Source organism: Bacillus sp. JJ1521, from assembly GCF_036965165.1.
In the GTDB taxonomy this organism is placed as follows: Bacteria; Bacillota; Bacilli; order Bacillales; family Bacillaceae_L; genus Ferdinandcohnia.
Genome location: NZ_JBALOX010000030.1, coordinates 680 through 12,534 on the forward strand (window position 1 = coordinate 680; position 11,855 = coordinate 12,534).

The window sequence follows — 11,855 nt, forward strand, 5'->3', positions numbered from 1 at the left end:
AGCTGAGCTAATCCTCCATTAGTAGAGATAGAAATGGGAGGTAGGAATTTACAATCCTACATCCCATGAATGTATGACCCGTACGGGATTCGAACCCGTGTTACCGCCGTGAAAGGGCGGTGTCTTAACCGCTTGACCAACGGGCCATTTTAAACTGGCGGAGAAGGAGGGATTTGAACCCTCGCGCCGCTTACGCGACCTACACCCTTAGCAGGGGCGCCTCTTCAGCCTCTTGAGTACTTCCCCATTGGCTCCGCAGGTAGGACTCGAACCTACGACCGATCGGTTAACAGCCGATAGCTCTACCACTGAGCTACTGCGGAATAATTATAGCGACATTATTAATTATAAAAACAGACCTTCTTGTTGTCAAGAGCATCTGTTATTAATGTTTTTTGTCTGTCCGTTTGCTCGGCGACTTTTATAATTTATCACAGTAACAACCACGAGTCAATATTTTTTTACTTCTACTAGTTTCCCTGAGCATTTTCCACAAACATAACGATTTGTATCGATCCTTCTTTTTCTTACATATCCTATCCCACAGCTGTTACAGGTATACAAATATTGTTTTGTAGTTTTTCTTCTTTTAACAGATTCCAATGGTTTACAAAATCGAGGAGCATCTACTGCTTTTAAGAGAATTCGAAAGTCACGATCGCGATGCTGGTACCCCTTTCCTTCTATGTGCAAATGATAATGACAAAGTTCGTGTTTAATAATCCCAATTAATTCATCTACTCCACGCTCTTGATAATATTTTGGGTTTAATTCGATATTGTGAGATTTTAGCAGATACCTTCCGCCAGTCGTTTGCAATCGATTATTGAAGGTTGCTTTATGACGAAATGGTTTTCCAAAGAACTCGAGAGAAGTTTCCTCCACGATTTTTTGCAACTCAAACTGTTCCACTTTTTTATTCCTTTCCATCCTTTTCGAACAGGACGTACTGTGTTTGCATAGACTATATATACTCAAACGTTTAGTTTGGTAACTGTATCACTATAGTATCATTCTTTTTGTTTTTTTCGAGGATAAAAGTTTATTAACGAGGAGGTTTTGGGTTATGCCTACTTGGCTTCAGAACCAAATGAAACGCGCCTATTATGAAAAAAATCGATACCAAATAAAATTATTGAATCAATGCTGGTATTTTTATAGAAAAAAACACTGCTCGTAAAGCAGTGTTTTTACATTCTTATTGTGGAGGTAGCATTGTTAATGCGACTCTTCCCTTTTTCACATCGACATCATCGATCCAGACGGTTACAACGTCACCAACTGAGACAACATCAAGTGGGTGTTTGACAAAGTTTTTACTTAGTTTTGAGATATGAACTAAGCCGTCTTGCTTAACCCCGATATCTACAAAAGCTCCGAAGTCTACAACATTTCGGACCGTTCCTTCAAGTTCCATTCCCTTTGCAAGGTCTTCAAGCTTAAGGATGTCTTTTTTAAGTAATGGTTTTGCTAGCTCATCACGTGGGTCGCGCTCTGGACTAACCAATGCTTCTGTTATGTCGTGTATGGTGATTTCACCTATTCCTAATTCAGTAGCTACTTGTTCTGGGACAATGGACGAAATAGCTTCTTTTAATTTTTCTGTTCCTAGGTCATTACTTGTTAGACCGAATGTTGCAAGTAGTTTTTTAACCTCTTTATAGTTTTCCGGGTGAATGCCTGTACGGTCTAACGGCTCGACACCATCAACAATACGGAGGAATCCAATACATTGCTCATAGGTTTTTGCACCTAGACGCGGGATATCCTTCAATTCGCTTCTATTCTTGAACTTTCCTTGTTCCTCACGTTTTTTGACGATATTGTTCGCAACAGCTTTTGATAGACCTGCTACATATTGCAGCAAAGATGAGGACGCTGTATTGACATTAACACCAACCTTGTTCACGACTGTTTCAACGACAAATGTTAGCTGCTCATTTAGCTTTTTCTGAGATACGTCATGCTGGTATTGACCAACCCCAACTGACTTCGGATCAATTTTCACAAGTTCAGCTAGTGGATCCTGGAGTCTTCTTGCAATAGATACGGCACTTCTTTCTTCAACTTGAAAATCAGGGAATTCTTCACGAGCAATATCGGATGCAGAGTAAACACTTGCTCCCGCTTCATTGACGATAATATAGAAGATTTCTTGGCTCACTTCTTTTAGAACATCCGCCACAAAGCTTTCAGTTTCTCTTGAGGCTGTACCATTTCCAATAGCCACCATTTCAACCTTAAATTCTTGTAAAACGGATTTTATTTTCTTAACAGCTTCATCCTTTTTATTCACTGGTGGATGAGGGTAAATCACGCCTATATTTAGGACCTTTCCTGTTTCGTCAACTACTGCAAGCTTGCAACCAGTACGGTAGGCCGGGTCGACTCCTAGAACAATCTTACCTTTAAGCGGTGGCTGTAAGAGTAAATTTCGAAGATTTTCTGAGAAAATATGAATCGCTCTATCTTCCGCTTTCTCTGTTAGTTCTTTTCTGATTTCCCTTTCAATCGAAGGCTGAATCAGACGCTTGTAGCCATCCTCAATTGTTTCGATGATATAAGGAGTTACCGGGGAATTTTCCTTTTTTACGATTTTTCGATTTAAAAAGGTTAAAATCCGTTCGAGAGGTGGTTCAATTGCCACTCGTAAAATCTCCTCTTTTTCCCCGCGGTTCATTGCTAGGACACGGTGTGGGACTATCTTTTGAATAGGCTCTTTGTATTCATAGTACATTTCATAGACATTTTTCTCATCTTTTTCTTGATCTTTCACAGCTGTTTCGATGGTGCCTAGTTTGAAGGTTTCACTGCGAATCCATTGACGAAATGCAGCATCATCTGAAATCCATTCAGCCATAATATCCTTCGCACCAGCAATTGCGTCTTCAGCGCTCAGGACTTCTTTTTCTTCTGAAATAAACTGTGTTGCATATTGTTCAACATCCACATTCATCGGGAATGTATATAACCATTCCGCTAATGGCTCAAGACCTTTTTCCTTTGCAACAGTCGCTTTTGTACGGCGCTTTTGTTTGTATGGTCTGTATAAGTCCTCGACTTGTTGAAGCTTTGTGGACTTCATGATTTCCGTTTGAAGTTCATCGGTTAGCTTCCCTTGTTCAGCTATAAGGCGAATCACCTCTTCTTTTCGTGATTCAAGGTTTTGCAAATAGGTCCATTTTTCTTGGACATCTTTAATTTGCACTTCGTCTAGAGAACCAGTTAATTCTTTACGGTAACGAGCGATAAAAGGTACGGTATTGCCTTCATCTAAGAGGTTGATTACACTGTGCACTTGCTTTGTTGTAATTCCGATTTCTTTAGCGATGGTTTTCACCATCAAGTCATTTGTTTGCAATGTCTGTGTCAAAACTATTTCCTCCTACTTTCACTTCAAATACTTGTTCAAAAAGGAGGATAAAAAGGACCGCGTCGACAAAAATGCCACGTCCTGTGGCATTGTCGACACTAGCACATCCTGTGCGTCGAAAGTTCGAGGCGGCGCAGCTTTGAGCATCGAGCGTATGCCGTCAATACGTGAGCAACAGAAAAGCAAGCCAACGAGCTTCCACAGGATGTGGTGACTTCGACGTTCGACACAGGACGTGTCGGTAGTTAGTCGAAGTTCCCCTACTGATGTGTCATTTTTACCGGACTTTTTGAACATCCACTTCTAACCCATTTCTATTTTACCAAAATTGCTTCATCCAAGTACGGCTTGTCGAAGCTTTTTTATGGCGCTTCGCTGAATACGGGAAACATGCATCTGTGATACTCCGACGATTTCCCCTGTTTCTCTTTGACTTTTTTCTTTTATATAGGTGTAATAAAGAATTCTTTTTTCACGTGTAGACAGAACATGAAGGGCCTTTTTTACATCTAATCTTTTTAATACTTTTTCGAAAGTTTTGTCCTTTTTACCTACTGTTTCTAGGATGGTTTTTCCTTCAGAATCTGGATCAATCGGAGTATCGATCGATTTTGTATGATAGGCTTGTCCTAGTTCCATTGCTTCTAGAACTTCCTTCGGATCAACATGAAGATGATTTGCTATTTCATGAACTTCGGGCTTTCTTTGTAAAGTGTTTGTAAGTTCCTCTTCAGTCTTTATGACCTTTATTCCAAGCTCCTTTGCTCCTCTGGGAACATGGACGCTCCAGGTTTTATCTCGTAAAAAATGTTTGATTTCACCAGTGATGGTTGGAATTGCGAATGTGTGAAAGCTTTTTCCAACTGTTTGGTCAAATCTTCTAATTGCACCTAAAAGTCCAATTCTTCCAACTTGGATGATGTCCTCGTGATAAGCATTGCCCTTGGAGTACTTCCAAGCAATGGATTGAATCACATTTTCATACTTTTCAATGATTTCCCTTTCCGCTTGTGTTGAGCCAGTTTTTTGGAATTTCTGTACCAGCTTTTCTACTTTCTCACTTTTCGGATTTGTAGATTGCTTTCTCATTTTTCCCACCGCTCTCTTTTTATTTTTGTCATGAAAGGTTGATCAGGATAATCCCTTATTATGTATTTCAAGAGTAAAGACGTGATTTCCTTCACATTCCGGGATTTGTTACATAAGTAAAATGTTTTTGTAATATAACATGCGTCCAAATGGAAGCAAAATAAAAGAAGCTACCACGGGGTAACTTCTCATAAACGTATCACATATAAATAATGAATTAAAAATCGATGAGTCCTAAACTAATTTGTAAGGCATCATCCACTCTGTCCATCATCTCTTCATCGAGATGTGTAATCTTATCGGTTAGACGCTGTTTATCGATTGTACGAATTTGTTCTAACAGAATAACTGAATCGCGCTCAAATCCGTAGCGCTCCGCATCAATTTCAACATGTGTTGGAAGCTTTGCTTTTTGAATTTGGGCAGTTATAGCTGCGACAATGACTGTGGGACTAAACCGATTCCCGATATCGTTTTGGATGACAAGAACAGGACGAACGCCTCCTTGCTCTGAGCCAACAACTGGGGAGAGGTCTGCAAAATAAACGTCGCCACGTTTTACAATCAAATGATTACCCCCCGCTAACTAAGCGTTCTACGGTGTGGTCAGCCTCAGATTCAGCCAAAAAAGCCTCCGATGCAATAGTAAGGTTAATTTTCGCCATTTCCATGTAACCGCGTCTCATTGATTCTGTGATCTGACGCTTTTTTCTCTCACGTAGATACATTTTTGTAGCCTGATAAATTAATTCATTTCGGTTACCATTCTCTTGTTTCACAAGGCCATCCAACTCACTAATTAGGTTTTGCGGTAATCGTACTAGAATTTCTGTCGTTGCGCTGGATTCAGACACAAACATACACCTCCACCAACTTGCCACCAATATTCTACTCCAACCTTAATAATACCATTATTATAATTGGATGCAAAGCTTAATCCATTAATTCTTCCTTTATTATCGGCATTTACAATTGGTTTTTATGCACATCTTTTACAAAGATACCAAATTCTACATTCCCCTACATGCATAAAAAAAGAATGTACCCGATTTGTACAACCAATGTACTAATTTTTTTCTACTAGTAATGTCCTAATAACGGATTTCTCACTTCAATTATTCTCTTATTTCTTAAAAAAATACGCGGTACGCGAAAACTTATTGTACAAGTAACCTCATAGTTGATGGTTCCAAGTACTTTAGCTACGTCATCTACACTAATGAATTTGTCTTTTTGCTTCCCGATTAATGTGACTTTTGAGCCAACAGGAATTTTCTTTGGCAGACGGACCATAAATTGGTCCATGCAGATACGACCAATAATTTGACAGCGTTCGCCTTCAATTAAGACATGAGTATTTTGTAACTTTCGGATCCACCCATCTGCATAGCCGACCGGAACTGTTCCCACCCACATATCTTCATCCGCTGTAAAGGTTGCGCCATAGCTTACTTTTTCACCTTTTGCAATTTGTTTTACATGGACAAGCTTACTGTGAAAAGAAATGGCTTGCTCGAGTTTGTAAGGAAGTTGGTCTTTTATTTCTAAAGACGGTGTCATTCCGTACATTCCAATGCCGAGTCTTACAACGTTAAAAACTTTCTCTGGGAAACGGTAGCCAGTTGCACTATTTCCACAATGTATCAACCTTGGTTTGTTTGGAATCCACTCAAGCATTTGCAGGAAATTCTTATATTGCTGGTCAAAATAGGAAGTGTCTATTTCGTCTGCTGTTGCAAAATGAGTAAAAACTCCTTCAAGATGAAACTGAGGATGTTGCTCGGTTACCTTGAGAATTGCTTGTAATTCATCTTTTTCTTTGACTCCAAGACGCCCCATCCCTGTATCAAGTTTTAAGTGAAGGGTAAGTGGAGTACTGCCGCGATAGTTTTCAACTACCTCATCTAGCCATTCTTTACTATAGATGGTGAGCGATATATTGTGATCTGCTGCAATCATGACGTCAGTTGGACGTGATGCTCCAAGCACAAGAATGGGTGCTTTGATTCCCCCATGGCGTAAAGAGATTGCTTCATCGATAAATGCAACTGCAAGACAGGTTGCTCCAGCTTCAAGCGCAGTTTTCGCAACTTCAACATCCCCATGCCCATATGCATTTGCTTTAACGACCGCCATAATGTCCACATCGTCTGGTAAAAAACTTTTCATATTCTTTACGTTTTCAAAAATACAATCTAAATCAACTTCAACCCATGTGTTTCGATAAAATTGGGTAAAATCCACGAGTAAACACCTTCTTAGATTAATGACTACTATAAATATATAAATTCGATTAGTTATCCTAATTGTGTCCATGTCAATGGTGGTTTTTTATACCCATCTTAACATATGTTTGAAAAATTAAAATATGTAGAAGAAAAATTTAAGGCATGGTAAAGACCCCTTTTGTTCGTCAAAAAGGGGTCTTACATTCAAACTTTCACTTTTTATTTTTTATTAAACGTAACTTTCAAGGTAACTGTGCCATCCTTTTGTTCCACAATATTATCAAATTGGATACCTGTTTGAGTTCCTTTTTGTGCCCATTTATATAAGGAAGTTGTGTTAGGTCCCACATTTCCTTTATCGCTAATTGATGTCACTTTGTTTTTACCTGGGAATACATCTCCAGAATCCCCGTCATTTAAATATTTCTCTAAATCAAATTGACCATCTGCTTGAACAACACTAACAGCATAATGTCTTTCACCATTTGATGGATTAACAGGGACTTGTGATTGCCCAAGGTGATTTAGATCCCAGTTTTGTGCTTCATTCGGTCTACTAAAATTACGTGCCAGGATATCTTCAACTACATGATACACTACTAGTCCATGTAGGTCTTGTCCATCTGCATTATATTCTAACCCTGCATCAAAACCACGCTGTTGACGGTTCTCTAACAAGAAATATTCACGACCATCAGAACCGGGAACCACTACCTTATAGATATCTGCATTAGTTTCTACTGGTTTTAATGTTAGTGTCTGATTTTTAATTACCTCTTTAGGCTCCGCGAATCCGAGATATGTTTTTGACCACGCATCAAGATGCACAGGTGTGTTACCTGAATAGTTTCGGTCTTGCATATCACGTCCATATGAACCGCCTGCCATTAAACTAAACATTCCAACCCCTTCTGAATCATAACCATAATCGTATAAATCTGGTAAACCAAGTACATGGGCAAATTCATGAGCAAATACACCGACGCTTGGCGGGGATGGCTTTCTTGGTTCACCATAATAATATCCTGTAATATCTTGACCTACTTCAGGAACAATATTATACGTATCAACCACAACTCCATCAACTACAGTATGCTCTAAAGTTGATTCATCAGGAGCAGTGCCCGTCTTATAATATTCGCCATAGTAGGACGCGCTAGTGATATCCCATTTGTGTGACCATATAATGCTTGGATCTAAGCTATACTCTGCACCGGTACCCCGATGGATAATTAACAGGTTTGGTACGATTTGATCTATGGTTTTCCCATCCACTTCGATACTAGTTGCATCCCCATGTAGCCAGAAATCACCTGGTTTTGCAGGTACTGCATATTGTGAAAAATCCACTTGATCTGCAGCAGCTGTAATTGCATCCTTTACTAATTCTGCCATGTGGGCATCGCCATTTTCATTATAATATAACTTGTCTTGACCAAGATAATGGTCATAAGGCTTAGGTAAATCAACCCAACCAACTACATCAATATCCATATTAAATTGATTATAACTTACTTCTTTAAAGTAATTCTTCATAGTACGGTTTGTGGAAGCCACTTTCCCATTATGGGTTTTTAAATCTTTAAACATATCCATTTCATATGGATTATATGTGTCACCATTTATAAGGTCATTAAAGTATTTTATATCGATTTGATCATAATTTACTCCAGGAACATCACTCACTGCTCCTTTAGTTTTAAGTGGGAAATCTACAACAATCGCAATCCCTTTTTTATGTAATTCATCAGCTTTTTTGGGTTGCAGTCTCTCTGTATCCTGTGGTTTACTATATGATTTACCATTATAGCCATGAAGTTCTTTACCTTTTACTTTCTCTCCTTTAGATTTTAGATCTTTTGTTAGATCAGCATCCAACTTACTATAATCAGGTAACTTTGGTGTAAATGAAGTATCTTGTTGAGGATTTGTTTGAGCAAATGTAGATGTGGTAATTAAACCAATACCAACCGTTACTGCAAGCACAGCAGAAAATAATTTTCGTTTCTTCATTTTCATACGCCTCCTAATAATGAGTTACTTTTTTATCCGTCCTTTTCAGTATCTATTCCAACCTCCTTCAACTATTTGGGCTAGCTTAATTAATGTATCAGAAAATTCTTTAAAACATTGTAGAAATTCTTCATCTAGAACATTTTTCTTTCGCTATTTTCGCTGTTTAATCAACTAGTTCCGACAACTTCCTTCGGTTTTTGAAATAAATAGTAAAGAAATCTGTCGAGAATGAGAGACAGAAAAAAACAGGCCCGATTATTCGGACCTGTGTTCAGTCATTTATTTTACTGATTTACCTTGTACTGTACGGGCAACGGAAATTAACTCTTCTTGAGATAGATCATCTGAAGCAATCATGAATTCAGCACCATTGTATGTCCAGGAAATCGCTTTATCTGTAAGGGTACCAAGTGTGAATCCTAGGTCTACAGGTTCACCGCTAAGAGAAATCGTTGTTGCAACCTCTGCAACACGTGCTTTTTCTTGGATCAATGTGAAGTTTTTCTCTCCACCGAATGTCATGATTACACGTGTACCATTTTCCGTTTCAATTTTCTTTTCTTCTTGTAGTTCAACACCTGCTAACGCATCCTCAGAAGGATAAAGAACTTCAAGTGGCTGCTTATCAACCTCACCCATAACTGGGATTTCAGGTAAAGTTGCAGAAGACATATTCTTGTCTACATCAAATGCTTTCTTATCAAAACTTGCATCAAATTCTACCTTTGTGAACTCTACAAGCAATAATACTTTACGATCCGGATCCATTACTTTTACAGAAACAGGTTTTAAGTCCTTCTTGCTAAAAGTAATTTCTTGCTTTGGTAACATATTATTATTTTTGTAGTTTGTTTTTGTTTCAAAAATATAATGATCCTTTGTAGCAGTAAATTTCGACTCTGGATCTTCCCTCACATCATTCACCAAGGATTCAAATAAATAGGCTTGGCTGCTATTTTCAGGCCAATCACTTTGGAAGCGGAAGCTCTTATTAAGAGCTGGTGTTAAAACAAACACCCCCTCTTCATTACGTAGAATCATCTGGCTTTGATCTTTCTCTGCATTTTTTAGATTTACGCGATAGAACGTTGGATCCTTGTGCCAAATTTCCACTTCGTACACCTGTGGATCATTACCTGTTTGAAGCGTCATCTTTGCATCTGCTTTATAGCCAGTCATCTTTTGAACCTTTGCATCTAGTGCACTAACCACATCTTCCTGTGATTTTTCCCCACATGCCGCGAGTACAAGGGCAATGAGTAGCCCTAATAACAACAAAAGTACTTTTTTCTTCATTCCTTCTTCAACCCCTTTGCCTCTTATCGACTATTGGCTGAGACAAGGTGTTTAACGAGATGAACAGATTAGGAATCATTTCCGTGCTTATTAAGACCCCCATCATTTTTTAAGAGAATTTCTTAAAACCCTATTTTCAGTTTACGTACTGTTACCTGTAAACTAAGTAAATTCAACCGTTCATCATACTCGTACACCTTGTCTCACCTACCGCACTAAAAATATATGAGGCAAAGTTGTGTAATATGCAGACTAGCTTGACAAGCTTTCAATAATTACTTGTGCAACAGCATACTCTTTACTGTGAGTAATGGATAAATGAGTCTTATGTTCTATGGGTTTAGTGAGGACTGGCTTGCCGTTCTGATCTGATAAAACCTCTATATCTAAAAAGCTTAAATCCTCTCCAATCCCTGTCCCAACTGCTTTTGAGTAAGCTTCCTTGACCGCGAATCGCCCAGCAAGAAACTCAATTTGACGAGATTCAGATAAACGGAAAAATTTTTCTTTTTCATTATCTGTTAAAATACGATCTACAAACTTTTTTTGTCTATGTAAAATTTTTTTAATACGTTCAAGCTCAACAATATCGATACCAGTACCAATGATCATTTCATAGATTCCTTTCTTCAAGCGAAGTTCAAAAAGTGCGGTGAATATGACGCATCGATAGCAGAACTTCGACTAAGAGCTGACACGTCCCGTGTCAAACGTCGAAGTCACTACATCCTGTGGAAGCTCGTTGGCTTGCTTCTCCGTTCCCCACGTATTAACTGCATACGCTCCGGTACTCAAAGCTGCACCACCTCGAAATTTCGACGCAAAGGACGTGCTAGTGTGACAAGACATAAGGCGTGGCGTTTTTGTCGACGCGGTCCTCTTCATCCTCCTTTTTGAACACCACTTCTATATAAAAACTTTCAATCATAAGATGGTACAAACAATCAAATACGCCTTTGCGTATTTGCGCCCAGATTTTTTCGAGCAGGCTCGAAAAATAACCTTTAAAAATCTGTGGCAACCGCCGGAGGTTTAACAATATTCAGTAGNNCTACTGAATATTGTTAAAAGGTTGTTCGCCATCTTCTGAAGAATATAGTACGATAAGAAGACTACTAAAAGGAGAATTAATATGTTTATACGGACTGAAAGCTTTCGTCAATTTTTACGATTATATCCTATTATATCAATAATAATCGCGATTCATATTTTTCTTTGGCTGCTGATTTTTTTATCCCTACCGTTCGGAACCACTCTTATGCAGCATATGATTGGATTCAATTTTTTGATTTCTGAAGGAGAATATTGGAGATTAGTCACACCGATTTTTGTACATAGTGGGTTTGGACATATGCTTTTTAACTCCTTCTCACTTGTCTTATTTGGGCCTGCTTTAGAAAGCATGTTAGGTAAAGTCAAATTCGTTATTGCTTATCTCTTAACCGGGGTTGCTGCCAATCTAGCAACCTTCTACATTGAGCCGCTGGATTTTGCCCATGTCGGTTCATCTGGCGCCATTTTCGGATTGTTTGGGATTTACTTATATATGGTTATGTTCCGCAAAGACTTAATTAGTCAAATGAATTCGCAACTAATCATCACTATTTTGGTGATTGGTCTAGTTATGACCTTTATCAATTCAAATGTAAATATTGTGGCCCATATATTTGGTTTCCTTGCCGGCGCTATCATTGCACCACTTATTTTACCGAAAACCTCTGGCCAGCCGCAAATCATCATGGCAGGTGATTCCTCATATCGTCCGCGAATGAAAATTCCAAGACAGTTTCAATTAAAGCATATCCTATGGTTGATTATTATTATCCTAGTGATTCTTGGGATTTTCCTTTAAT

General features: G+C 38.6%; 11 protein-coding genes and 3 tRNA genes. 2 read left to right on the forward strand and 12 right to left on the reverse strand.

The window, feature by feature from the left end; all coding sequences use genetic code 11:
* Positions 1-74 precede the first annotated feature (74 nt).
* The 4 genes from V7147_RS05585 to V7147_RS05600 all read right to left on the reverse strand — a co-directional run bounded on the left by V7147_RS05585 (position 75) and on the right by V7147_RS05600 (position 912).
* Positions 75-146: transfer RNA gene (locus V7147_RS05585), tRNA-Glu, on the reverse strand.
* 9 nt (positions 147-155) lie between these two features.
* Positions 156-246, reverse strand: a tRNA-Ser gene (locus V7147_RS05590).
* A gap of 2 nt (positions 247-248) precedes the next feature.
* A tRNA-Asn gene (locus tag V7147_RS05595) sits at positions 249-323 on the reverse strand.
* 127 nt (positions 324-450) lie between these two features.
* Entirely contained in the window at positions 451-912 is a 462-nt protein-coding gene (locus V7147_RS05600; RefSeq protein WP_335366871.1) for a SprT family protein, read from the reverse strand.
* A 154-nt stretch (positions 913-1,066) separates the two neighbouring features.
* Between V7147_RS05600 and cmpA the strand changes: the two genes are divergently transcribed.
* Complete coding sequence (cmpA, locus tag V7147_RS05605; RefSeq protein ID WP_087947091.1) at positions 1,067-1,180, forward strand: cortex morphogenetic protein CmpA; 114 nt, start codon at positions 1,067-1,069, stop codon at positions 1,178-1,180.
* 18 nt (positions 1,181-1,198) lie between these two features.
* On the opposite strand, the gene V7147_RS05610 is transcribed toward cmpA, so the two are convergent.
* The 8 genes from V7147_RS05610 to acpS all read right to left on the reverse strand — a co-directional run bounded on the left by V7147_RS05610 (position 1,199) and on the right by acpS (position 10,614).
* A complete protein-coding gene (locus tag V7147_RS05610; RefSeq protein WP_335366906.1) occupies positions 1,199-3,343 on the reverse strand; it encodes a Tex family protein in 2,145 nt (714 codons plus the stop codon).
* 363 nt (positions 3,344-3,706) lie between these two features.
* Positions 3,707-4,462: an RNA polymerase sigma factor SigB gene (gene sigB, locus V7147_RS05615; RefSeq protein WP_335366872.1), complete on the reverse strand. Its 756-nt coding sequence runs from the start codon at positions 4,460-4,462 to the stop codon at positions 3,707-3,709.
* Between the two features lie 217 nt (positions 4,463-4,679).
* Positions 4,680-5,030 carry a type II toxin-antitoxin system endoribonuclease NdoA gene (gene ndoA / locus V7147_RS05620; protein WP_010284636.1) on the reverse strand — a complete coding sequence of 117 codons (351 nt, stop codon included), beginning with the start codon at positions 5,028-5,030 and terminating at the stop codon, positions 4,680-4,682.
* Between the two features lie 4 nt (positions 5,031-5,034).
* Positions 5,035-5,316: a CopG family ribbon-helix-helix protein gene (locus V7147_RS05625; RefSeq protein WP_010284645.1), complete on the reverse strand. Its 282-nt coding sequence runs from the start codon at positions 5,314-5,316 to the stop codon at positions 5,035-5,037.
* A 226-nt stretch (positions 5,317-5,542) separates the two neighbouring features.
* Positions 5,543-6,706 carry an alanine racemase gene (alr, locus tag V7147_RS05630; RefSeq protein ID WP_335366873.1) on the reverse strand — a complete coding sequence of 388 codons (1,164 nt, stop codon included), beginning with the start codon at positions 6,704-6,706 and terminating at the stop codon, positions 5,543-5,545.
* 203 nt (positions 6,707-6,909) lie between these two features.
* Entirely contained in the window at positions 6,910-8,703 is a 1,794-nt protein-coding gene (locus tag V7147_RS05635) for a M6 family metalloprotease domain-containing protein (protein ID WP_335366874.1), read from the reverse strand.
* 282 nt (positions 8,704-8,985) lie between these two features.
* Positions 8,986-10,002, reverse strand: coding sequence for a LolA family protein (locus V7147_RS05640; protein WP_335366875.1), 1,017 nt, complete (start codon positions 10,000-10,002; stop codon positions 8,986-8,988).
* Positions 10,003-10,254: 252 nt separating this feature from the next.
* Positions 10,255-10,614 (reverse strand): holo-ACP synthase, encoded by a 360-nt coding sequence (acpS, locus tag V7147_RS05645; RefSeq protein ID WP_335366876.1) that lies wholly within the window; start codon positions 10,612-10,614, stop codon positions 10,255-10,257.
* Between the two features lie 520 nt (positions 10,615-11,134).
* Here acpS and V7147_RS05650 point away from each other — a divergent pair.
* Positions 11,135-11,854 carry a rhomboid family intramembrane serine protease gene (locus V7147_RS05650; protein WP_335366877.1) on the forward strand — a complete coding sequence of 240 codons (720 nt, stop codon included), beginning with the start codon at positions 11,135-11,137 and terminating at the stop codon, positions 11,852-11,854.
* Position 11,855 lies beyond the last annotated feature (1 nt).

Excerpts from the sequence above, each read along its gene's own strand:
- cmpA (WP_087947091.1), top strand. The coding sequence starts at position 1,067 with ATGCCTACTTGGCTTCAGAACCAAATGAAACGCGCCTATTATGAAAAA.
- V7147_RS05610 (WP_335366906.1), bottom strand. The coding sequence starts at position 3,343 with ATGGTGAAAACCATCGCTAAAGAAATCGGAATTACAACAAAGCAAGTG.
- sigB (WP_335366872.1), bottom strand. The coding sequence starts at position 4,462 with ATGAGAAAGCAATCTACAAATCCGAAAAGTGAGAAAGTAGAAAAGCTG.
- V7147_RS05635 (WP_335366874.1), bottom strand. The coding sequence starts at position 8,703 with ATGAAGAAACGAAAATTATTTTCTGCTGTGCTTGCAGTAACGGTTGGT.
- V7147_RS05640 (WP_335366875.1), bottom strand. The coding sequence starts at position 10,002 with ATGAAGAAAAAAGTACTTTTGTTGTTATTAGGGCTACTCATTGCCCTT.
- acpS (WP_335366876.1), bottom strand. The coding sequence starts at position 10,614 with ATGATCATTGGTACTGGTATCGATATTGTTGAGCTTGAACGTATTAAA.
- V7147_RS05650 (WP_335366877.1), top strand. The coding sequence starts at position 11,135 with ATGTTTATACGGACTGAAAGCTTTCGTCAATTTTTACGATTATATCCT.